The organism is Castellaniella denitrificans (assembly GCF_042653765.1).
GTDB lineage: Bacteria > Pseudomonadota > Gammaproteobacteria > Burkholderiales > Burkholderiaceae_B > Castellaniella > Castellaniella denitrificans.
In genome coordinates this window covers 217,298-238,170 of the sequence record NZ_JBHSEZ010000004.1, presented here as the reverse complement: position 1 = coordinate 238,170, position 20,873 = coordinate 217,298, and the positions used below count along the sequence as shown (strand labels likewise).

General features: G+C 64.3%; 20 protein-coding genes and 1 tRNA gene. 18 read left to right on the top strand and 3 right to left on the bottom strand.

Annotated elements, in window-relative coordinates:
- Positions 1 to 101 precede the first annotated feature (101 nt).
- Positions 102 to 175: transfer RNA gene (locus tag ACFO27_RS07240), tRNA-Gly, on the top strand.
- Between the two features lie 131 nt (positions 176 to 306).
- Here the strand turns inward: ACFO27_RS07240 and ACFO27_RS07235 are convergent.
- Complete coding sequence (locus tag ACFO27_RS07235; RefSeq protein WP_376816737.1) at positions 307 to 939, bottom strand: TetR/AcrR family transcriptional regulator; 633 nt, start codon at positions 937 to 939, stop codon at positions 307 to 309.
- Positions 940 to 1,095: 156 nt separating this feature from the next.
- Between ACFO27_RS07235 and ACFO27_RS07230 the strand changes: the two genes are divergently transcribed.
- The 3 genes from ACFO27_RS07230 to ACFO27_RS07220 all read left to right on the top strand — a co-directional run bounded on the left by ACFO27_RS07230 (position 1,096) and on the right by ACFO27_RS07220 (position 4,003).
- On the top strand, positions 1,096 to 1,548 hold the full coding sequence (locus ACFO27_RS07230) for a VOC family protein (protein ID WP_376816736.1): 453 nt from the start codon (positions 1,096 to 1,098) through the stop codon (positions 1,546 to 1,548).
- Positions 1,549 to 1,586: 38 nt separating this feature from the next.
- Positions 1,587 to 2,798 (top strand): MFS transporter, encoded by a 1,212-nt coding sequence (locus tag ACFO27_RS07225; protein WP_376816735.1) that lies wholly within the window; start codon positions 1,587 to 1,589, stop codon positions 2,796 to 2,798.
- 71 nt (positions 2,799 to 2,869) lie between these two features.
- Complete coding sequence (locus ACFO27_RS07220) at positions 2,870 to 4,003, top strand: DUF72 domain-containing protein (protein ID WP_376816883.1); 1,134 nt, start codon at positions 2,870 to 2,872, stop codon at positions 4,001 to 4,003.
- Here the strand turns inward: ACFO27_RS07220 and ACFO27_RS07215 are convergent.
- Entirely contained in the window at positions 3,966 to 5,426 is a 1,461-nt protein-coding gene (locus ACFO27_RS07215) for an aldehyde dehydrogenase family protein (RefSeq protein ID WP_376816734.1), read from the bottom strand. The two genes, ACFO27_RS07220 and ACFO27_RS07215, sit on opposite strands and share 38 nt — an antisense overlap.
- A gap of 330 nt (positions 5,427 to 5,756) precedes the next feature.
- Between ACFO27_RS07215 and ACFO27_RS07210 the strand changes: the two genes are divergently transcribed.
- A complete protein-coding gene (locus ACFO27_RS07210) occupies positions 5,757 to 7,214 on the top strand; it encodes an MmgE/PrpD family protein (protein ID WP_376816733.1) in 1,458 nt (485 codons plus the stop codon).
- A gap of 15 nt (positions 7,215 to 7,229) precedes the next feature.
- On the opposite strand, the gene ACFO27_RS07205 is transcribed toward ACFO27_RS07210, so the two are convergent.
- Positions 7,230 to 8,141: a LysR family transcriptional regulator gene (locus ACFO27_RS07205; RefSeq protein WP_376816882.1), complete on the bottom strand. Its 912-nt coding sequence runs from the start codon at positions 8,139 to 8,141 to the stop codon at positions 7,230 to 7,232.
- 209 nt (positions 8,142 to 8,350) lie between these two features.
- Here ACFO27_RS07205 and ACFO27_RS07200 point away from each other — a divergent pair, with 209 nt between their 5' ends.
- From ACFO27_RS07200 to ACFO27_RS07140, 13 genes are all read left to right on the top strand, one after another.
- On the top strand, positions 8,351 to 8,896 hold the full coding sequence (locus ACFO27_RS07200; RefSeq protein ID WP_376816732.1) for a TRAP transporter small permease: 546 nt from the start codon (positions 8,351 to 8,353) through the stop codon (positions 8,894 to 8,896).
- The gene (locus tag ACFO27_RS07195; protein ID WP_376816731.1) at positions 8,893 to 10,170 is read left to right on the top strand and encodes a TRAP transporter large permease; all 1,278 of its coding nucleotides are present in this window, start codon (positions 8,893 to 8,895) and stop codon (positions 10,168 to 10,170) included. The genes ACFO27_RS07200 and ACFO27_RS07195 overlap by 4 nt, the downstream gene beginning before the upstream one ends.
- A gap of 31 nt (positions 10,171 to 10,201) precedes the next feature.
- Positions 10,202 to 10,693 carry a PaaI family thioesterase gene (locus tag ACFO27_RS07190; RefSeq protein WP_376816730.1) on the top strand — a complete coding sequence of 164 codons (492 nt, stop codon included), beginning with the start codon at positions 10,202 to 10,204 and terminating at the stop codon, positions 10,691 to 10,693.
- Entirely contained in the window at positions 10,690 to 11,721 is a 1,032-nt protein-coding gene (locus tag ACFO27_RS07185; RefSeq protein ID WP_376816729.1) for a TRAP transporter substrate-binding protein, read from the top strand. The genes ACFO27_RS07190 and ACFO27_RS07185 overlap by 4 nt, the downstream gene beginning before the upstream one ends.
- A 207-nt stretch (positions 11,722 to 11,928) precedes the next feature.
- A complete protein-coding gene (locus ACFO27_RS07180; RefSeq protein WP_376816728.1) occupies positions 11,929 to 13,260 on the top strand; it encodes an acetyl-CoA hydrolase/transferase family protein in 1,332 nt (443 codons plus the stop codon).
- Positions 13,257 to 14,039 (top strand): enoyl-CoA hydratase/isomerase family protein, encoded by a 783-nt coding sequence (locus ACFO27_RS07175; RefSeq protein ID WP_376816727.1) that lies wholly within the window; start codon positions 13,257 to 13,259, stop codon positions 14,037 to 14,039. The genes ACFO27_RS07180 and ACFO27_RS07175 overlap by 4 nt, the downstream gene beginning before the upstream one ends.
- Positions 14,040 to 14,110: 71 nt before the next feature.
- Positions 14,111 to 15,286, top strand: coding sequence for an acyl-CoA dehydrogenase family protein (locus ACFO27_RS07170; RefSeq protein ID WP_376816726.1), 1,176 nt, complete (start codon positions 14,111 to 14,113; stop codon positions 15,284 to 15,286).
- 1 nt (position 15,287) lies between these two features.
- On the top strand, positions 15,288 to 16,148 hold the full coding sequence (locus ACFO27_RS07165) for an HpcH/HpaI aldolase/citrate lyase family protein (RefSeq protein WP_376816725.1): 861 nt from the start codon (positions 15,288 to 15,290) through the stop codon (positions 16,146 to 16,148).
- A gap of 26 nt (positions 16,149 to 16,174) precedes the next feature.
- Entirely contained in the window at positions 16,175 to 17,380 is a 1,206-nt protein-coding gene (locus ACFO27_RS07160) for a CaiB/BaiF CoA transferase family protein (RefSeq protein ID WP_376816724.1), read from the top strand.
- Positions 17,381 to 17,642: 262 nt separating this feature from the next.
- Positions 17,643 to 18,497: a branched-chain amino acid ABC transporter permease gene (locus ACFO27_RS07155; RefSeq protein WP_376816723.1), complete on the top strand. Its 855-nt coding sequence runs from the start codon at positions 17,643 to 17,645 to the stop codon at positions 18,495 to 18,497.
- Positions 18,494 to 19,414, top strand: coding sequence for a branched-chain amino acid ABC transporter permease (locus tag ACFO27_RS07150; RefSeq protein WP_376816722.1), 921 nt, complete (start codon positions 18,494 to 18,496; stop codon positions 19,412 to 19,414). The genes ACFO27_RS07155 and ACFO27_RS07150 overlap by 4 nt, the downstream gene beginning before the upstream one ends.
- A complete protein-coding gene (locus ACFO27_RS07145) occupies positions 19,407 to 20,168 on the top strand; it encodes an ABC transporter ATP-binding protein (protein WP_376816721.1) in 762 nt (253 codons plus the stop codon). The genes ACFO27_RS07150 and ACFO27_RS07145 overlap by 8 nt, the downstream gene beginning before the upstream one ends.
- A complete protein-coding gene (locus tag ACFO27_RS07140) occupies positions 20,161 to 20,865 on the top strand; it encodes an ABC transporter ATP-binding protein (RefSeq protein WP_376816720.1) in 705 nt (234 codons plus the stop codon). Before ACFO27_RS07145 ends, ACFO27_RS07140 begins: the two co-directional genes overlap by 8 nt.
- Positions 20,866 to 20,873 lie beyond the last annotated feature (8 nt).

The following is a 20,873-nucleotide window of genomic DNA, read 5'->3' as shown; positions in this document are numbered from 1 at the left end:
ATTTGGGCAGGTTCAAAATGCTGGTAAAATGTCGGGCTGCAAGGGGCTTGGTGAACCTCGATTTTACCAATGAATCCTTGCCGTCATCGATCCTCCTCGATGCGGGTGTAGTTCAATGGTAGAACGGCGGCTTCCCAAGCCTCAAGCGTGGGTTCGATTCCCATCACCCGCTCCAGTCCTGCTTCCTGCCGGACGAGCGTATCGCTCATTTCCAGATCCTCTTTGTCGCCGGGGCTCCGTCCCGTGATCTGGCGGATTTTGCGCCGGCATTCTCATGAACTCGGCGCAGTCCGGATCCGTCGCGATTCACAACCCGTTCTCCACCATCCGCAGCAGCCGCAGGCCGAGCGCCGTGCGCACGTCCGGCGGCGCGTGGCGCAACGGGCCGTCGATGATGAGCAGCGCCAGGCCATGGACCGAGGACCAGGCCAGGAACTCGGCGCCCGGCCGCCTGTCCGCGGGCAACACGCCGGCCTGCGCCAGGGTGTCGAGCGCATAGCTCAATAGCTCGAACGGATTCAATCCCTTGTCGGCGGTATGCGCGGGATCCGGCGGCACCTCGACATCGAAGGCGCCGAACGCGAAGGCGGTGCGGAACCACCCGGTTTCCGCCTGCGCGAAACCCAGGTAGCCGCGCCCCACGGCGGCCAGCATGGCCCGGGCGCGCTCGACGGGATCCGGCAAGGCCTCGGCCGGGCGCAATTCCGCTTCGATGGCACGGGCCAGCGCGCCCAGGGACGCGGCGCGCACGGCCTCGAACAGCGCCTGATGATTGGCGAAATGACGGTACGCCGCATTCGGCGCCACGCCGGCTCGCCGTGTGGCTTCGCGCAAGACCACCGCCTGGGGGCCGCCTTCGCGCGCCAGCGCCAGGCCCGCCTCGATCAAGGCGGCGCGCAGGTCGCCATGGCGATACGTCTTGCGCGGCCTGGGCGTCATGGACGGGGACGGACGATCGGTTTTCGGGGGCATCGTTTACAAACATGCACATTTTGAATGTGGACGCTGTTCATTTTAAGCTTCAATATATGTGAACGGTGTCCACAATGAGTGGCGCCAGAGCATCGAATTATTTACCCACATCAGGAGACATCCATGCAATTCGTGCCCTATCTGAACTTCGACGGCGATGCCGCCGAGGCCATGGCATTCTATGCGGAACTGTTCGGCGGCCGCATCGTGCACCAGTCCACCTTCGGCGAGATGCCGCCTCAGGAGGGGATGCCGCCGCTGCCGGAGGCCGCCAAGGGGCGTCTCATGCACGCTCATCTGCAAGTGGGGGCGCAGTCCATCATGGCCTCGGACACGATGCCGGGGATGTCCGGGCAGGCGGATGAAGCCTGCGCGGGCGGCTACCGGAAGCCGCAGGGCATGTGGGTCGCCATCCAGGTGGACAGCGCGGATGAGGGGCGGCGCGTGTTCGATGGCCTGGCCCGGGACGGCCAGGTGGCCATGCCGTTCCAGGCCACGTTCTGGTCGGCCGGCTTCGGGATGGTGACCGACCGCTTCGGCACGCCCTGGATGGTCAACGTCCCCGGCGAAGCCTGAAGGCGAAGGCGCCTGTTTTTCACCTTCGGAGAAAGCGCATGAGCCGTTCCTATCGCTGGATCATCGTCGCGGCCGGGGGCCTGTTGGGCTGTGTCGCCATGGGCGCCATGTTCTCGCTTCCGGTTTTCCTGCTGCCGATGTCGCGGGATACGGGCTGGTCCGTCACAGGTATCTCCGTCGCGATGACCATTGCCTTTCTCGCCATGGGCGTGGCAAGCCTGGGGTGGGGTGGTTTGTCCGATCGCTACGGCACGCGGCCGGTCGTGCTGGGAGGATCGGTGGTGCTGGCGGCCAGCCTGGCGCTCGCCAGCCGGGCGTCGACGCTGGGCGAATTCCAGTGCCTGTTCGGTCTGTTGGTGGGGGGCGCGACGGCGGCGATCTTTGCGCCGATGATGGCGTGCGTCACCGGGTGGTTCGATACGCAGCGGAGCCTGGCGGTCTCGCTGGTCTCCGCCGGCATGGGCATGGCCCCCATGACGATGGCCCCGCTCGCGGGCTGGCTGGTCGAGGCGCACGGCTGGCGGAGCGCTATGCTGTCGATCGCCGGGATTGTGGCGGCGCTGATGATCCCGGCCGCGCTGCTGGTGCGCCGGCCGCCGGCGCTGGAGGACCGGCCCGCCGCCGGGGCGGAGGGGCACGGACCGCCGGACATGTCGGTCGGGCAGGCCGTGCATTCGCGGCCGTTCATCCTGTTGATGACGGCGAACTTTTTCTGTTGCGCGACGCACTCGGGACCGATCTTCCATACGGTGAGCTATGCCATGACGTGCGGCATTTCGACGATCGCGGCGGTGTCGATCTACAGCGTCGAGGGGCTGGCCGGCATGTTCGGCCGCCTCGGTTTCGGCTTGGCGGGCGACCGCTTCGGCGCGCATCGGGTGCTGGTCCTCGGCCTGCTGGCGCAGGCCCTGGCCGTGCTGGCCTACGTGTCCGTCAGCCGGCTTGGCGGCTTTTATACCGTGGCGGCGGTGACCGGTTTCATCTATGCCGGGACGATGCCGCTCTATGCCGTGCTCATCCGCGAGAATTTCCCGCTGGGCATGATGGGGACGCTGATCGGCGCATCGGCGATGGCGGGCAGCCTTGGCATGTCCACGGGGCCTCTGCTGGGCGGCTGGATCTACGATCGCCTGGACAGCTATGCGCTGATGTACGTGGGCTCGGGCGTCCTGGGGCTGGTGGCGATGCTGGTCCTGATGGCCTTCCGGCCGTTTCCCGGTGGAGGAGACGCCATGGCGCGCACCGGCTGAACGTTCGCCGTGTCCCGGTTCTTGCGGCATTGAAGTACCCTTTCGCCTGTCACAATGCCGGTATGACGAACATGCAAGGCGATCTTTTCGGGGAAGCTGTTTCCCGGCTTCCGGTCAAGCCGGCCGCGCCGCTGGCCGATGCGGCGTCTCCGGCGGATTCGACATCCTCCGCCCGCCGGCGCACGGCCAAAGTACGTCCCGCGCCCTCCGTCGAGGCCTGGCGCGAACTGGCGTCGCGGCTTCCGCCGCGACTGCGTTTCGGGGTCTCCACCTGGTCCTACCCGGGCTGGGACGGCCTGGTCTGGGACGGTGAGTACGATCCCGGCACGCTGTCGAAACACGGGCTGGGCGCCTACCATCGGCATCCGCTGTTGCGTACGGTGTGCGTGGACCGCACCTTCTGGCGCCCGCTGACGGCCGGCCAGTATGCCGCTTATGCGGCCCAGGTCGACGAGGACTTCCGCTTCGTCGTCAAATGCCCGGCCGGCGTCACCGACGCCCAGATCCGCGGCGACGAGGGCAAGGCGCTCAAGCCCAATCCAGATTTTCTCGATCCGCGCCTGGCCGTCGAGCATTTCGTGCGGCCGACGCTCGCGGGCCTGGGCGCCAAGCTCGGCGTGCTCGTCTTCCAGCTGAGCCCGCTACCCTGGAACTGGCTCGGCCGTCCCGGTGCGCTGCTGGAGCGGCTGGACCGGATGCTGGCCGCCGTCCGGCAGGCCTTGTCCGCCCACGCCTCCGTGATCGTCGCCGTGGAAGTCAGGGACCCCGAACTTCTGGGACAGGCGCTGGTCGACACGCTCCAGGCGCATGGCGCGACGTTCTGCCTGGGCCTGCATGGCAAGATGCCGCCGATCGAGGCGCAGCTGCCGATGCTGCGCGCGCTATGGCCGGGTCCGCTGGTCTGCCGGTGGAGCCTGAATCGCATCTTCGGCCCGTATGGCTACGCCGATGCGCAGAAGAAGCATGGTCCGTTCAATGCCATTCTCAGCGAAGACCTCCACACGCGCGCCGTGCTCGCGCGTACCATCCACGGCATCACGGGCGCGGGCCAGCCGGCCTATGTGACCGTCAGCAACGATGCCGAGGGCTGCGCGCCGCTGTCGATTCAGAAGCTCGCCCAGACCGTTGCGGAGCAGGATCCTTCCGCACATAGCGCGGGGGCCTGGCTCAGGCGACCGGGCAGTCGATATGCTGGGGGCGCATGAATTCGCGCAGGCCGTCCTCGCCCCACTCGCTGCCGAATCCGCTGTGCTTGTATCCCGTCATGGGCGCATCGGGCCGCAGGGGGCTGCCGCCGTTGATCTGGACCGTGCCGACGCGCAGCCTGGGGATCAACTTCAGGCATTCGTCCGTTTTGCCGAAGACATAGGCTTTCAGGCCCAGGGGCGAGTCGTTGGCGATGGCAATGGCTTCGTCTACCGTGCGGTAGGTGAGCACGACCGAAACCGGACCGAAGATTTCTTCCCGCGCGATTTCCGACTGATTGTCCACCTCGCCGACCAGGGCGGGATTCAGGTACCAGCCCTTCTGGATGTCGGGACGGCCGCCGCCCGCGATGATCTCGCCGCCTGCGGCTACGGCGCGCGCCAGCATGGCTTCGATGCGGTCGCGCTGGGCCGAACTGACGACAGGCCCCAGAATCGTGTCGGCATCGTGTGGATCGCCGACCTTCAGTCTGGGATAGACCTCGCGGCTGATCTTCACGAATTCTGCGTAGCGGGATTCTTCGATCAGGATCCGAGTGGGCGAGCCGCAGCCCTGGCCGGCATTGCGGGCGTAGCGGGCGTGCAGTGAGAAGGCGTATTTGTTGAAGTCCACCCCCGGCAGCATGATGGCTGCCGATTTGCCGCCCAGTTCCAGCACCAGGCCGCGCAAACCGTCGGAACATTGCTTCATGACCTGGCGTCCGACGTTGACCGAGCCGGTGAAACTGACCTTGGCGACGTCCGGATGCCCGGTCAGGACGCGTCCGGTGTCGGCGCCGCCGGCGATGAAGTTCACAACGCCGGCCGGAAAGCCTGCGCGGCGCGCCAGTTCGCCCAGCATCAGTACCGTCAGCGGCGCTTGGGGGGAAGACAGCAGGACGGCCGTGCAGCCCGCGGCCAGGGCGGCGCCGATTTTGGTGCCGCCGATCAGGAGTGGATAGTTGAATGCCGTGATGGCAGCCACCACGCCCACCGGCCGGTAGGCCACCACGCTGGTGGCCGTGCGGGTGTTGTTGAAGCCCAGGTTGCGCGTGCGGTCTACGGCGGCGGCATCGGCTTGCCAGTGCAGGAAACGCGCCGGGGTGTCGATGTGATTGGCTTTCAGGTTGGCCGGCGTGCCGATTTCGGTAATCAGCGTCTCCATGAGCGCGTCGCGGTGTTCCAGGAGCAGGTCGGCGAATTTGTGCAAGACGGATTTGCGCAGTTCCGGATCGTCCCAGACCCCGCTGTCGAAGGCGGCCGCTGCGCTGGCGACGGCGTGATCGACCTGTGCCTGGGATGCGCCGCGGAAATGCGCGATGCATTCTTCCGTCACGGGGTTGATGACGTCGATGAAATCGCCTTCTCCGGCGCAGTCCTCGTCATTGATGTAGAGCGCGGTATGAAAGGTGTTGTCGGTGGCCGGTTGGGCGTGACTGGACATGTGCGTGAGTCTCCTGCTGGGTTGGGGGACGGGTCTACAGACGCCCGTCTGTGTATTCGGACCGCATCAGTATAAGAATCGCCTGCGCGGACGGACCATGGCGATTTTCCGTTGACCGCGTCCCGGATTCGTGAACATGGATCTGCGCTCTGCTGGGGTGAATGGTCTTTGGAAATCGAGGACGCCGTGTCCCGGAATTCCACATGGACCGTGGTCTGGCCAGATTCCATACTGGCCCGCAAAAATCATTCAAGCTGCGTCCGCACTGTGGGGAGTGGTCTTGCCTGCAGCGCGGGCATCCATGGTACTGGCACAGAAAGGAGACACCTCATGAACATCCATCGCAGAACGATGCTGCTGGCCGCCGGTGCGCTGCCTCTGGCAGGCACGCTGGCCCGGGCCGGTACGGTTTCGAAAGACGCGGCGGCCGTGCCGGCAGGGACCAGGCCGGCCGGATCGGCCACGGGCATGATGCTCGATGCGCTGGACAGCGGTCATTTTGCGGCGCCGCCGGACAAGATCACCCACGAGGCCAAACGCGCCCTGATCAACTGGTTCGGGTGCGCGCTGGGCGCCTCGCAATCGGATGCCTTGCGGCGTGCTGCGGAATCGGCCAGCCCCGGCTCCGTGCCCGTGTATGGGACGGATCTGCACAAGGCGCCCATCGATGCGGCGTTCCTGAACTGCCTGAGCTCGGCCGTGTATGCGTTCGACGACACGCACGTGCCCACGATCACGCATCCCACCGGCCCGGTGGCCGCCGCAATCCTGTCCGTGGCGCAGAGCGGCCATCCGGTATCGGGCCCGCGTGTCATGGAAGCCCTCATCGCCGGGCTGGAGCTGTCTTGCGCGCTGGCCAATGCGTTCATCCTGCATTCCGCTGCGCCCAATTTCGGCCTGTACCTGACCGGGGTGACGGGGCCGATCGGCGCCGCCGTAGCGGGCGCCGTGGCATTGGACCTGGATCGTCAGGCGACCGGCTGGGCCATTGGCCATGCCGCCACGCAGGCGGCGGGGTTGCGGGCCACCCATGGGGCCATGTCGGGCATGGTCGTACCGGCTTTTGCGGCTCGGGACGGCCTGCATGCCGCGCTGTTGGCGCAGTCAGGCTTCACGAGCACCGATGAGGTCCTCAGCGGCAAGCGCGGGCTGTTTGCGGCCTATACGCCGGATGCTGATTGGGCTGCCGCTTTTGCCAAACTGGGCGAGGTCTATGAACTGGAGCGCGTGTCCTACAAGCCATATCCGTGTGGGGTCGTGATTCATCCGCTGCTCAATACGATCCGGAAGAGCAAGCTGAAGCCGTTGACCGAAGGGGATGTCGAGCGGGTCGAGGTCCGTGTGAACGGTAAGACCCGGGCGCTGGTGGACAATCCCGCGCCCAAGGACATTTTTCCCGCCATCGTCAGCGGCCAGCACTGGATCGCGCTGGCCCTGCTGGGCGAGTCCCTGGGTATCGAGGGGCTGTATCAGGAGATCATCGACAAGCCCGCCGTGGCTGCGTTGCGCCGGAAAATCACGCTGGTGACCGATGACAGCTTGCCGGTGACCGACTGCGTGATCACGATCCATGTCCGGGGCAAGCCGCCCATCGTGCTGGATGGTCGCGGCGCGGATGCCTCGAATATTTCGCTCAGCGACGAAGTGCTGGTGCAGAAATACCTGGATCAGGGCAAGCTCGTGCTGCAGGACGACCGGCTGCATGACTTGCTGGACCTGATCATGAAAATCGAGCAGTCGGCCGATTTCGGCCAGGATCTGGGCCGCATTTTCCCGATGGCGGCATGACTGTCCGGAGCGCCGTCAGGGAGCGGCGTCCCCTGCATGGCAGGGCGCATCGGGCCATACGCTGAGCGCGGCGTCGACGAAGGCCTCGATCAGCGGGTCCGACTTGCGGCTGGCCAAGTGGACGACGTAGAGCGGCAATTGCGCCTTGGCGATGGGGGCGATGGCCAGGCGTCCGGCGGCGGCGTCTTCCTGGGCGTGGTCCGCCCGCATGAGCGTCAGTCCCACGCCGGCCTTCGACATGGCCCGGGCCAGCGACGCATTGTCGAATCGCGCCACGGCGCGCGGGGTGAGGCCCCGGGTGGCGAACAGATCATTCAGCAGCGACGAGTACGCCATGCTGGTGTCCAGCGGCGTGAGCCAGGGCATGGCCGCCAGGGCTTCCCAGTCGGCGGATTCGATCTGGTCCTTCAGGGCGATCGGCCCCACGATGCGGAAGTCGAAGTGCGTGAGTTCGTAGTGGCTGATGTCCGGATCGTTGGAGGGGCCCAGCAGGATGCCGGCGTCCAGTTCGCCGGTCTTGAGGTCCTGTCGCGTGCCTGCGGAAGGCCGCGCGCGCAGATCCACGCTGATCAGCGGATGGGTGCGCAACAAGGTGGCGACCGTTTCGGCGGCGCGGCTGGAAGGGTCGCTGCTGGTGCCGATGATGAGCTGGCCTTCCATTTTGCCGCGCAGTTTGCGGGCGAAGGACGTGAAGACGCTGGCGTTGTTCAGCAGGTTGCGGGCTTCGTCGAGCAGCAGTTCGCCGGTGTGGGTGAGTTTCAGATTGCGGTTGGTACGAATGAAGAGCTGGGTGTCGAAGTGGTCTTCGATGGCCCGGACGTGTGCGCTGGCCGCCGACTGGCTGATGTGCAGGCGTTCGGCGGCACGAGTCAGATGCTGTTCTTCGGCGACGCAGACGAAGGTGCGCAACTGCACCAGATCGATCATCACGGGCGGTTCCCCTTGGTGGTTTCTGGAGTTCGGAAAACGAGGATGCGGTGTCCCAGAAATACCGATGGACCTCACAATCCGCCCAATTCTACACTAGCCGAAAATATGTGCCGAGCAGGCGAAGAAGCTGATTTCATGCGGGTTTCCGGCGGTCTTGGATTCCCGGAACACAGCCGGCCGGTCAACGTGGGCGGAGACGAGACAACATGAATAACACCAGGGCGTACGGATCCAGGGCATCCCTGGATCATCTGCTTTCATGGCTTGAAACGGCAGCCGCCATCCTGGCGGGCGCGCTGCTCCTGGCCGCCATGGTGCTGGTGTCGGTGGATGTGCTGATGCGGTATGCATTCGGCGCACCGCTTTCGTTCCAGTACGCCCTGACCGAAAACTATCTGCTGGTCGGCCTGATCTGTCTGGCCTTGCCTTGGGGCTACCGGACGGGCGGCTATATCCGCATACGGGCCTTCATGGACCGGCTGGCGCCGGGCGGCCGTACCTGTCTGCTGCGCATCGGTATTCTGCTCAGCGCCTGCTACATGGCCGTGCTGGCCTGGCTTGGCGCCCGGTATGCCTGGGCGGCCTGGATCCACGACGAATATCAGCTGGGTGTGATCGACTGGCCGGTGTCCTGGTCCTGGGCGCCGATTCCTGTCGGCTGCGGCTTGCTGGCCTTGCGGCTCGGACTGCAGTCTTGCGGCCCCGCCGGACAGTTGCATACGGTTCATGCGGACGAGGGAGAGAACGAATGATCTTCGTCTGGGGAACCCTGATTCTGCTTGGTTCGATCCTGGCTGCGATTCCGATCGGCTTTGCCCTGGGCCTGGCGGGGATCGGATCGCTGTCCCTGCTGGTGCCGGTGCAGACCATCCTGGCACTCATGTCCAAGGTTGTTCATGCCACGTCGGCGTCGTATCTGATCCTGACGATCCCGATGTTCGTCCTGATGGCGGAGTTCCTGGGCTGCGGCGGCATCGCGCAGGACCTGATGATCGCCTGCAATCGGCTGCTGCGCAAAGTGCGCGGCGGCATGGCCATTGCCTGCGTGTTTTCCGGCGTCATCCTGGCGGCGGCTTCGGGGTCGAGTACGGCTTCGGCCGCCTCCATCACTCGGGCGGCACTGCCGGCCATGAAAAAGGCGGGCTACGATCCGGGCTTCGCAGCGGGGACCATCGCCATCGCCGGCACGTTGGCGATCATGATCCCGCCTTCCACGGCATTCGTGCTGTATGGCCTGATGACGGAAACGTCCATCGGCAAGCTCTTTCTGGCGGGGGTGTTTCCCGGCCTGGTGACCGCGGCGGGCTATCTGGTCACCATCATGCTGATGTTGAAACTGCGCCCTGGGCTGGGCCCAAAGCCCGAGATGGAAGCCCTGCTGGCGGTAGAGCAGAAGGGCTCGTCGGTCTGGCCGATGGCTGTGCTGATCATGGTGGTCCTGGGCGGACTGTATAGCGGCGTCGCGACGCCGACGGAAATTGCCGCCGTCGGTGCGCTGGGCGCGCTGCTGGTGGCGCTGGCGACCCGCCGGATGACCCGGCCGGCCTTTATGGATGCCGTAGGCAATACGCTGCGCATTACGGCCATGATCGTGACAATCATTTTCGGCGCCCATCTCTTTGGCTACTTCATTTCCTTTTCCCAGGTCACCCAGGCGGCGCTGGGCTGGATCGCGGAGTCAGGGTTGTCGCCCGCCGCCGTCATGCTGATGGTGGTGTTCGTGTATCTGCTACTGGGCATGGTGATGGACCAGGCCGCGATCATCATCCTGACCGCGCCCATCACGTTCTCCCTGATGACGAGCCTGGGCTATGACCCTATCTGGTGGGGCGTCATCATCGTCAAGACTGCTGAAATCGGACTGGTGTCCCCGCCCATGGGCCTGAACGTCTTCGTCACGTCGTCAGCGTCGCGCGTGGATCTGCGGGCCTGCTTCCGGGGCGTGATGCCGTTCGTCGTGACCGAACTCGTCGTTCTCGCGCTGTTGCTGGCGTTCCCCGAAATCACCTTGTACTTCATCTCGTGATGAGTGCCGGTGTATCTGCAGGATGTCGCCAATGACGGAAACCACCATGCCCCCGCTCCATGAACAGGGTTGGGAGCCTTATGCGGACGACACGTTCATCGGCCATGTGGCGTCGGTCTATGTGCGCCAGACGGGTGCAGTGCCCGAGTTCGGCATCCTGACCCGGGATATCCACCGGAACATCAGCGGCGCCGTTCATGGCGGAATCCTGATGACGATGTTTGACCGGGCCATGAGCGTGCAGATCTGGCAGTTGCGTCCGGACGAGCGGTTTGCCACAGCGTCGATGACGACTGATTTTCTGCGTTCCGGCCGGATCGGCGAGTTCATCCGGTTCGAGGCTGTCGTCATGAAATCGGGGCGCAATACCGTATTCATGCGTGCGGAGGCCTGGGCGGCGGACAGGCTGGTTGGATCGGCAAACGCGATCTTCATGGTGGCCGGGCGTGCGATAGCCACCGAGGATCCTATCGGCATACCCGTCGGTGAAACCGGATACGGGCGAAAAAGGAGCGAGAGATGAAAAAGATCGATTTGAAATGCCTGGCCGTCGTGGCTGCGGTGGCATTGACGACCCCTGCGGCGTGGGGCGAAAACATGATGGTGGGGAACGGATTTTCGCCCACACACTTCTTTGGCAAGGATCTTACCGAACCGTGGATGGCTTGTGTGAAGGAGGGGACCCGGGGGGAAATTTCCTTCCAGTATTTTCCTTCGGGCCAGATCGCAGCGACCGGCGCTACGCTGGACGCCCTGAATACCGGACTGCTGCAGGTTGCCGCCGTTTCAGTGGGTTATGTGACCAACAAGCTGCCGCTCAATGGGGTATCGATGCTGCCCGGCATGGGCCAGACTTCAAGGCAGATGGTGACGACCAGTCGCAGGGCGCTGGCCGAGATTCCGGCGCTCGCCGCCGAAATGAAAGCGAACCGTATCCATCCGCTGGTGATCAATCTGTTTGCGCCCTACCAGGTCATGAGCGTGGGCAAACCCATCGAGACGGCCGATCAGTTCAAGGGGCGTCTGATCCGTTCGGCAGGGGCGGCCAACACCCTGACGATCAAGGGGTTGGGGGCTTCACCGGTAGAAATGCCCGCTGCGGACATTTATGTGGCGCTGGAACGCGGCACCGTGGATGCCGCTCTGCTGGGCGTGCCCAGCATTAAGTCATACAGCTTGCAGGAACTTCTGAAGTCGATCAGTGCGAACGGCCAGTTCGGCAGCTTCTCGACCTTGCTGGCCATGGATCTGGACGTCTACCAGAAACTGCCGGACGCGCAGCGCGCGGTGGTTGATGACTGCTCCGCGAAGGTGGAGGATTCGGTGGCCCGCCTGATGGATGATGAGCAGAAAAGCCTGCTGCACGAATTCGGGGAGAAGGGCATCGCCATCTACACCTATTCCGATGCTGAGCTGGCGAAGCTCGACGAGCGCATGAAAGGGGTTGGCAAAGACTTCGTCGACCGTCTCGGCGCGCGGGGTCTGCCGGCCGAGGCGGTGTTCACAGGCTACCAGAAAATTCTGTCCGAAACCCCGGCAGTCGCAGAGTAAAAGCGTTCGCCACGCGCCACCGGTATTGCGGCCGGGGCGGAGGACGTGTGGCCGGGATTTCTGGAGTTCGGAAAACGAGGATGCGGTGTCCCAGAAATACCGATGGACCCTCCAATCCGCCCAAATCTACACTAACCGAAAATATGCGAGAGGGGTCAGGAAACGCTGATTTGAAGCCGTTTTCCGGTGTTCAGGACTTCTCCGCACATGCCGCCGGACAGCGGCAGGATCCTGCGAGACAACATGACCGTGTCACCCTCTTCAACCGTCTGTACCGTGCCTCTGGATCGGCTGCGTTTCGCCGATCATCTGCAGCCCGGTGATGTGGTGGGCTGGCCCCAGGGCCCGGGCGAACCGCTGGCGCTGACCGAGGCGCTGGTCGCGCAACGTCATGCGCTGGAGAATTGCGCGCTGCTGTTCGGCCTGACCCAATCGGATACCCTGCGGCCGGACCTGACCGATGCCTTTCGTCTGCATGCGCTCAACGGAGCCGGCAGCAGCCGCCGGGTCAGTGCCCTGGCCGAGGTCTATCCCTGCCACGTCAGCGCGATTCCGGGGCTGCTGCGCAGCGGCCGCCTGCGTCTCGATGTGGTGCTCATTCAGGTGCGGCCCGTCGGCGGCGGACGATATTCCCTGGGCGTGATTGCCGACTTCACCCAGGCCATGATCGAGCGTGCCCGCGTGGTGATCGCGCTGGTGAATCCGGCCTTGCCGGCCTTGCTGGGCGATGCGCTGGTCCGTGCCGAGGACATCGACGTGTTGGTCGAGCGTGATGAACGCATCATCGAGATGCAGGATCCCGTGCCGTCCGACATTGAGCGTGCGGTTGCCATCCACGTGGCGTCCCTGATTCCGGATCGGGCCACGGTGCAACTGGGCGTCGGGACCTTGCCCACGGCCGTGGCGCAGGCGCTGATGGGGCATCGGGGGCTGGGCGTCCACAGTGGTGTGGTGTCCGATGTCCTGGTCGATCTGGTCGAGCGCGGCGTGGTCACCAATGCTCATAAAGGCTGCGACGAAGGCCAGACCGTGACGGGCGGCCTGTTCGGCACGGGCCGCCTGCGGGACTTCGCGCGCGACAGCGGATCGGTAGACCTGCGCAATGCCGACTATACCCATAGCCCGGCGACGGCGGCATCGCTGTGCATGTTCCACACCATCAACTCCGCCGTCGAAATCGATCTGACCGGGCAGGTCAATGCCGAAGTGGCGGCCGGCCGCTATCTGGGCGCCCTGGGCGGGCATGCCGACTTCGTGCGGGCCGGAACCCTGTCGCCCGGCGGCCGTTCGATCATCGCCATTCCCTCGACCACGGCGGACGGCAAGCATTCGCGGCTGGTCGGGTCACTGGGGTTGCGTCCGGTCACGACGTCGCGTGGCGACGTGGATGCCGTCGTGACCGAATATGGCGTGGCGCATCTTCGCGGCTGTTCGCTGCAGGAACGCATCCGGCGGCTCATCGAGGTAGCGCATCCCGATCACCGGGATGCCTTGGCGCAGCAGGCGCACGAAATCAGGAAAGCACAGGGGCTGCAATGAATCAGGACGTCATCGTCCGGCCAATAGCCGAACAGGTCATCGAAATCACGCTGAACCGGCCTGACCGGATGAATGCCTTGAGCGTGAACGCAGTGCGGGAATTGAAGCAGGCGGTGCTGGATGCGCGCGCCCAGCGCGCGCGGGTGGTGCTGTTGCGCGGCAGCGGCCGTGCGTTCTGCGCCGGTGCCGATCTCAAGGAGCGCGCCGGCATGGATCTGCCCGCGCGGCTTGCGCATAACGCCGGCATCAACGAGGCGATCAACGCCGTGGCCGATTCTTCGTTCGTCAGCATTGCCGTCCTGAACGGCCTGGCGCTGGGCGGCGGCCTGGAGCTGGCAATGGGCTGCGACCTGCGCTTGGCCGCCGAAGGGATTTCTCTGGGCCTGACCGAGAGCCGCGTGGGCGCTTTTCCGGGGGCGGGCGGCACCCAGCGCCTGCCGCGCTTGGTCGGCGTCAGCCGCGCTCTGCAGATGATGCTCGGCGGCGAGCCCGTCAGCAGCGAATATGCCTTGCAGATCGGCCTGGTCAACGAGGTGATCGCGGCCGACCGGCTCGAGGCGCGTACGCATGAATTCGCGGCTTTGCTGGCCGGCCGTTCCGCGCCGGCGATGGCCGAGATCAAGCGACTGGTGTATCGCGGCATCGAAAAGCCGCTCGAGGACGCCTTGCGCATGGAACGCGCCGCCCTGCCGTCCATCCTGGGGTCGGCCGATTATGCCGAAGGGCTGGCCGCCTTTGCCGAACGCCGTGCGCCCCGGTTTACCGGGGTCGTTGAATAAGCCGCCCGGCGGCATGCGAGTGCCGCCGGTTCGTCCATGCATTCGATTCAAACATCCAAAGGACATCCGAGATGAGCAATGCCCGACTTCAATTGACTTCCGAGCAGCGTGCCCTGGTGGGCACGGTGCGTGAACTGGGCCGGGAAAAGTTCCGTGGCCGTGCCATGAATTACCTCGACGGCACGTTCCCCTGGGACAATCTGCGCGACCTGGCTGAGATCGGCGTGCTGGGCATGTCGATTCCCGAGGAATACGGCGGTTCGAATCTGCCCGTGTTCGACACCGCCCTGGTGATCGAAGAGGTCGCCAAGTCCTGCTACGCCACCGCCATGGCCCTGATGGGCGAAGTCGGTGTGCAGGTCCGCGTGATTTCGACCTATGCGCCCGAAAGCATGAAGCGCGACATCCTGCCCAAGGTCTGCACGGGCGATGCCATGCTGGCCGTGTGCATGACCGAACCTCATGCGGGCACCGACGTGCCCAACTACCGGACGAATACCGTCATCAAGGGTGACCGCGCGGTCGTCAATGGCGTCAAGACGCTGATCAGCCGTGCCGACGAGGCCGAATGGTTCGTGGTCTTCAGCCGGATCGACGGTACGCCGGGGCGCGACGGCATCGGCTGCGTGCTGGTCAATCGCCATACCCCGGGTTTTGAAGTCACGGCGCGCTATCACACCATGGGTGGCGAAAACCTGGCGGAAATCCGCTTCGAGAACGTCGAGGTTCCGCTGGAGAACGTGATCCTGCGCCAGGGCGGCTTCAAGAAGCTGCTGGCGGCCTTCAACACGCAGCGCTGCCTGAACCCCAGCGTGTCGCTGGGTTTGGCCGAGGGCGCTTTTGAAGAAGCGATCAAATACGTGCGCGACCGGACGGTGTTCGGCAAGGCCATCGGCGATTTTCAGGGTATCCGCTGGAAGTTCGCCGAGATGTACCGCGACATCGAGGCGGGGCGCAGCCTGCTGTATCGGGCCTGCCTGACTGCCAACCCCTTCCCCGATCCGCACGAAGCGGCCATCGCCAAGATCTTCGTCAATGAAATGGCCATCCGGATCACCAGCGAGGCCTTGCAGGTGCATGGCGGCTATGGTTTCACGGACGAGTACCCCGTGTCGCGCTACTACCGGGGCGCGCGCTACGGCACCCTGGGCGGAGGGGCGACGGAGACCCTGAAGGATCTGGTCGGCCGGAAGCTGCTCGAGGATTTCGATCCCGTGGATGGGTTCCTGTCGACCGGAGCATTCTGACATGCGATCGCTGCTTTTCATCCCCGGCCATGACGAGCGCAAGCTGGCGAAGGGCCTGAGCTGCGGGGCGGACGCGTTGATCCTCGATCTCGAGGATGCGGTGCCGCCGGATGGCAAGACGAAAGCGCGAGAGATCACCGCGGCTTTCGTCGCGCAGCACCAGTCCCGGCACCGGCTGTTCGTCCGGATCAATGATCTGGACAGCGGCATGGCCCTGCAGGACCTGGCCGCAGTGATCGGCGCGCGGCCCTACGGCATCATGCTGCCGAAATGCGGGGGGGCCGATGCGCTGGCCCGGGTCGGCGCCTGGCTGCAGGCGCTCGAAGTGCGCGAAGGCATCGAGCCGGGCATGATCCGGGTACTGCCGATCGTCACCGAGCATGCCCGTGCGGTCCTGAGCATGGGCGACTATGCGCGCATCCAGGACGCCCGGCTCTGCGGCATGTTATGGGGTGGGGAAGACCTCGCGACCGATATCGGCGCCCGGTCCAACCGGCAGGCGCCGGGACAGTACAGCGATCTCTTCCTGCTGGCACGATCCATGACCCTGCTGGCTTCCGCTGCCGCGCGGGTGGCGGCCGTCGATGCCGTCTATGTCGATTTCCGCAATCCCGAGGGCTTGAGGGCCGAGGCGCTGGATGCGCGTCGCGACGGATTCACCGCCAAGGCCGCGATCCATCCTGACCAGGTGGCCGTGATCAACGAAGTCTTCCAGCCGACGGGGGCTGAGCTCGAATGGGCCAGGCGCGTGGTGGCGGCCTTTGCACACGCGCCCGGAGCGGGTTCCATTGCCCTGGATGGGAAGATGCTGGACCGTCCGCATCGGGTCGCCGCTCAACGCCTGCTGGACGGCACAACATGAAACAATCCGGAAGCCAGAGCCGCACCATGGATACGCAGCTGAAGCCTTTGCCCCTGGAGGGGCTCGTCGTCATCGACCTTTCGCACGTCTATAACGGCCCCTACGCCACCTTTCTGATGGCCATGGCGGGGGCGGAGGTCATCAAGGTCGAGCCCAGGCAGGGGGAACACCTCAGGAGCCGGGGAGACATGGGCGGCGCTGCGCTGCCCTTCGCCATGCTGAATTCGAACAAGAAACCGGTCACCCTGAATCTGAAGGACCCTCGTGGCGCCGATCTGCTGCGTGAAATGGTGGGACATGCCGATGTCCTGGTGGAGAACTTCGCCCCTGGCGTGATGGATCGCCTGGGGCTGGGTGCGGACAATCTGCGTGCCCTCAATCCCAGGCTGATCTACGGCTCGAGTTCCGGCTACGGAAAGACCGGCCCTTATCGGGATTATCCCGCCATGGACCTGGTGATGCAGGCCATGTCCGGGATCATCGATTCCACGGGGTACCCGGATCAGCCGCCGGTGAAGTCGGGTGCCGCTATATGCGATTTCATGGCCGGCATCCATCTGTATGCGGCCATCGTGACCGCTCTGTACGAACGGGAGCGCACGGGGGCGGGGCGCGTGGTCGAAGTGTCGATGCAGGAAGCCGTCTTCGCTTCGCTGGCATCCAACCTGGGCATGCTGCACGCGCGTGGTGATGCGGCGCCCGCCCGTACGGGCAATCGGCACGGCGGTCTGGGCATTTCGCCTTATAACGTCTATCAGACGCAGGACGGCTACGTCGTCCTGAACGCCCCGGGAGATCGGCATTTTCAGGCGATCCTGGATGTGATCGGCCGCCCGGAATTGAAGGAGGATCCCCGGTTCGTCAGCCGTTCGGCGCGTGTGCAGCATTGGGCGGAAGTCGATGCCTTGCTGGAAGCATGGACCCGTCAGCTGCCGAAGGACGACATCGCCACGCGGATGCTGGAAGCCAAAGTGCCGTGTGCGCCAGTGCGCAGCCTCAAGGAGGTGATGCACGACCGCAATATGCTGGCGCGCGGCAGTCTGCAGCACGTGCACCATCCCGAGCTGGGCGATGTCATTCTGCCGCATTCCCCCCTGGTCTTCGAGGGTACCGAACGCCGGGCCATCGAACCCAGTCTGCCGCTGGGTGCGAGCAATCATCGGGTGTTCGGCCAGTGGCTGGGTCATACGGAGCAGGAGCTCGAACGCTGGCGTGAAGCAGGGGTCATCTGAACCATGGAACCACATGCAATAGGGTGGAACGCGGGCCACGCCATCTTCGGGAGAACCGGATACCGTTTCCCGAAAAATGGCATGGACTGCCCCGGTTCGGCGTTCCTATACTTGGGTGCGTTTCGATGAAGCGCCGATCCGGCGGCGGCGACAAGCCTGGACGATGAGCAGGAGACAAATATGAAACAGAGACCGAACGCGCGAGGGCTGGTAGTGCCATGCGGCGCCCGCGTCTGCCGGACCTCGAGATGGCGGGTGGGCCATGGTTGAACAGGTCGTCGTCAATGGGCTTCTGTCCAGCCTGATCTATGTGCTGATGGCGCTGGGCTTCACGCTGATCTTCGGGATCATGCGGATCGTCAATTTTGCGCACGGCGAGTTCTACATGGTTGGCGCCATGGCGGTGCTTTTTCTATTCGGAGCGTTGGGCTGGCCCTTTTTCCTGGCTGTCGTGGCGGGTGGCCTGCTCAGCGGGATTCTGGGCGTCGTGGTTGAGCGGACGCTGTTCCGGCCGCTGGTTGGCGACGAACTGGCCGGCATGATCATGTCGCTGGCCGTCGGAGTCATCCTGCAGTCCGTCGCCCTTCTGCTGTTCGGTCCTTCCGAGCAGTCGGTGTCTCGTCCGTTCACGGGCACCTGGAGCCTGATGAGCGCCTCGGTGCCATGGGACCGTACCATCGTGGGTCTGTGCGCGCTGGGGATTCTGGTGCTGTTCTATGTGTTCCTGAAATACGCACGGCTGGGATTGGCCATGCAGGCGGTTGCGCAGGACCCTGATACGGCCACCCTCATGGGTATCGAGCCCGGACTGGTCTATAGGGCGGCCTTCGGCTTGGCCTGTGTGCTCGCCGGCCTGGCGGGTGCTCTGATGGCGCCTATCTATACCGTCGGTCCCTATATGGGAGAACTCCCCATGCTCAAGGCATTCGTGGTCGTCATTCTGGGAGGGCTGGGCAGCCTGCCGGGGGCCGTGCTGGGCGGCTTCCTGATCGGACTGAGCGAGTCCGTGGTCACGACCTTGGTCAATTCGACAGTGGCGCTGATTGTGTCCTTCGTGATGGTCCTGCTCATTGTGGTGGCTCGACCCAGTGGCCTGATGGGAGGAAGCGTGCGATGAGAACCCGCTCCATCTATCTCCTGATCTTCGTCCTGGCGTTGCTGCCTTGGTTCCTGGACAACCGCTATGTCTTTCACCTGGCGGCCATGGTCACCATCATGATTCCGCTGGCGCTCAGCATGAATCTGATGCTGAAGATCGGCCAGCTGTCCATCGCTCAGCCCGCGTTCATGGGCATCGGCGCCTATGGCGCCGCGCTGCTGACCATGCGGCTGGGTTTTCCGCCGGCGCTGGCGCTACTGTGCGGGGCGTTGTTTGCCGGCGTCCTGGCGGCTGTGGTCGGGCCGCTGTTCCTGCGCATCAAGGGCGTCTATTTCGTCCTGCTGACCTACGCCTTCGGGGAAATCATCAACCTGATCTTCCAGGAATGGACGTCGCTTTTCGGCGGCAACAACGGCCTGTACGGCATTCCCAAGTTCGCGATAGGATCCCTGCGCCTGACACAACCCCAGCATTATTTCGTTTTCGGCCTGTTGCTGTCGGTCATCGTATACGGCGTGATGCGCCTGGTTGAGCGCTCCGATATCGGAGCTATCTTCCATTCGCTGAACGAGGACGAGATGCTCAGCCGCGCCCTCGGATCGAATGCTCTGTCCTGGCGCATCGGGACTTTCGCGGTCAGTGCGTTCGTGGCCGGCCTGAGCGGCGGCCTGTACGCCTTCTACATCAGTTTCCTGTCGCCCGAAGCCTTCGGTTTCATTGTGTCCGTCGATTTGATCGTCATCAATGCGATCGGTGGTGTCAGCACCGTGCTCGGACCAGTGCTCGGGGCGATTTTTATCGTGCCTCTGCCCGAGCTCTTGCGCGAGGCGCGTGAATACCAGTTGCTGATTTATGGCGGCTGCCTGGTCGTCTTCCTCATTTTCTTCAGGCAAGGGCTGGTCGCCCTGTTGCAGCGGGGGAAGGCCCATGCCTAAGCTACTCGAGGTCCGTGATCTGACCAAACGGTTCGGTGGGCTGACGGCGGTGTCCGGTGTCTCCTTTTCGGTGGACGAAGGTGATATTTTCGGGATCATCGGCCCCAATGGCGCAGGCAAGACCACGCTGTTCAATGTCATTGCGGGACATTTTCGACCCACGAGCGGTACGGTTTCCCTGGGCGGACAAGACATCTCGGGGCATGCGTGCGACGAGATCGCGCGGCGGGGGATCGCCCGGACCTTCCAGGCGGTGCATGTGTTCGGCGCTCATACGGTGCGTGAAAATCTGCGGCGTGCGCAGGTCCTGAGATGGCGTCATAGTCCGCGGGGCTATTTTTCTTCGCGCAAGGCGGTGGCGGACAGCGCTCGGTTATCGGAAGTGGCAGAGTTCATCGGAATCGGGAGCGTGCTGGATCTGCCGGCCGGGGGCCTCGCGTACGGCCTGCAGAAGATGCTCGGGGTCGGCATGGCAATCATGGTCGCCCCCCGGCTGTTGCTGATGGACGAGCCGGCCGCCGGGCTGAATTCGTCGGAAAAAAAGGAAGCCGGACGGCTGATCCGCCGTTTGCGTGACGAACTGGGGATGACCATCCTGCTGGTCGAACACGACATGCCGCTGGTGATGGGCTCATGCGATCGAATCCTGGTCGTCAATCGCGGCGAGCCGCTGGCGTTGGGTACGCCCGCCGAGATCAAAGCGGATGCGTCGGTGATCGATGCCTATCTCGGGGAGGATTACGACTTTGCTTGAAATCCAGAATCTTTCGGTCGATTACCACGGAGTGCATGCCCTTCGGGATGTATCCATTGCCGTGCCCGACCATGGGGTGGCTGCGGTCATTGGAGCCAATGGCGCGGGGAAGTCCACGCTCCTTAGGACGCTGGCGGGCCAGACCCGGCAGGGCGGTGGCTCGATCAAGCTCGATGGCGAGGAGATAGGCACGCTCAGGCCGCACGAGAGGCTCGAGCGCGGCATCGTCCTGTGCCCCGAGGGCCGGCGCCTGTTTCCCGACATGAGCGTGTACGACAACATCCGGATCGGCGCATATCGGATGCGGGATGCCCGAAAGTACCGGCAGCGCCTGGAGTTTATCTATTCAATTTTCCCCCGGATCGTCGAGCGCCGGAGGCAGATCGCGTCCAGCCTTTCAGGCGGTGAGCAGCAGATGGTCGCCATTGCCCGGGCTTTGATCAGCGAGCCTAGAATCCTGATGCTGGATGAGCCCACGCTGGGTTTGGCGCCCAAGCTCATCCTGGAAGTCGCGAAGCTGGTGCGGACCATCAACGCCGAGGGCATTACGGTCGTCATGGTCGAGCAGAACGCTCGGCTGGCGCTCAAGGTATCGGACTATGGTTTCGTGCTCGAGACAGGATCGCTGACCCTGCAGGGTACCAGCCAGGAACTGCTGAGCAGCCAGGACGTCCTGAGCGCGTATCTGGGCGCTTGAGCAGGGAG

Excerpts from the sequence above, each read along its gene's own strand:
- ACFO27_RS07220 (WP_376816883.1), top strand. The coding sequence starts at position 2,870 with ATGCAAGGCGATCTTTTCGGGGAAGCTGTTTCCCGGCTTCCGGTCAAG.
- ACFO27_RS07165 (WP_376816725.1), top strand. The coding sequence starts at position 15,288 with ATGCGATCGCTGCTTTTCATCCCCGGCCATGACGAGCGCAAGCTGGCG.
- ACFO27_RS07180 (WP_376816728.1), top strand. The coding sequence starts at position 11,929 with ATGCCGCCGGACAGCGGCAGGATCCTGCGAGACAACATGACCGTGTCA.
- ACFO27_RS07160 (WP_376816724.1), top strand. The coding sequence starts at position 16,175 with ATGGATACGCAGCTGAAGCCTTTGCCCCTGGAGGGGCTCGTCGTCATC.
- ACFO27_RS07185 (WP_376816729.1), top strand. The coding sequence starts at position 10,690 with ATGAAAAAGATCGATTTGAAATGCCTGGCCGTCGTGGCTGCGGTGGCA.
- ACFO27_RS07150 (WP_376816722.1), top strand. The coding sequence starts at position 18,494 with ATGAGAACCCGCTCCATCTATCTCCTGATCTTCGTCCTGGCGTTGCTG.
- ACFO27_RS07235 (WP_376816737.1), bottom strand. The coding sequence starts at position 939 with ATGACGCCCAGGCCGCGCAAGACGTATCGCCATGGCGACCTGCGCGCC.
- ACFO27_RS07175 (WP_376816727.1), top strand. The coding sequence starts at position 13,257 with ATGAATCAGGACGTCATCGTCCGGCCAATAGCCGAACAGGTCATCGAA.
- ACFO27_RS07205 (WP_376816882.1), bottom strand. The coding sequence starts at position 8,141 with ATGATCGATCTGGTGCAGTTGCGCACCTTCGTCTGCGTCGCCGAAGAA.
- ACFO27_RS07195 (WP_376816731.1), top strand. The coding sequence starts at position 8,893 with ATGATCTTCGTCTGGGGAACCCTGATTCTGCTTGGTTCGATCCTGGCT.
- ACFO27_RS07155 (WP_376816723.1), top strand. The coding sequence starts at position 17,643 with ATGGTTGAACAGGTCGTCGTCAATGGGCTTCTGTCCAGCCTGATCTAT.
- ACFO27_RS07230 (WP_376816736.1), top strand. The coding sequence starts at position 1,096 with ATGCAATTCGTGCCCTATCTGAACTTCGACGGCGATGCCGCCGAGGCC.
- ACFO27_RS07190 (WP_376816730.1), top strand. The coding sequence starts at position 10,202 with ATGACGGAAACCACCATGCCCCCGCTCCATGAACAGGGTTGGGAGCCT.
- ACFO27_RS07145 (WP_376816721.1), top strand. The coding sequence starts at position 19,407 with ATGCCTAAGCTACTCGAGGTCCGTGATCTGACCAAACGGTTCGGTGGG.
- ACFO27_RS07170 (WP_376816726.1), top strand. The coding sequence starts at position 14,111 with ATGAGCAATGCCCGACTTCAATTGACTTCCGAGCAGCGTGCCCTGGTG.
- ACFO27_RS07200 (WP_376816732.1), top strand. The coding sequence starts at position 8,351 with ATGAATAACACCAGGGCGTACGGATCCAGGGCATCCCTGGATCATCTG.
- ACFO27_RS07225 (WP_376816735.1), top strand. The coding sequence starts at position 1,587 with ATGAGCCGTTCCTATCGCTGGATCATCGTCGCGGCCGGGGGCCTGTTG.
- ACFO27_RS07215 (WP_376816734.1), bottom strand. The coding sequence starts at position 5,426 with ATGTCCAGTCACGCCCAACCGGCCACCGACAACACCTTTCATACCGCG.
- ACFO27_RS07210 (WP_376816733.1), top strand. The coding sequence starts at position 5,757 with ATGAACATCCATCGCAGAACGATGCTGCTGGCCGCCGGTGCGCTGCCT.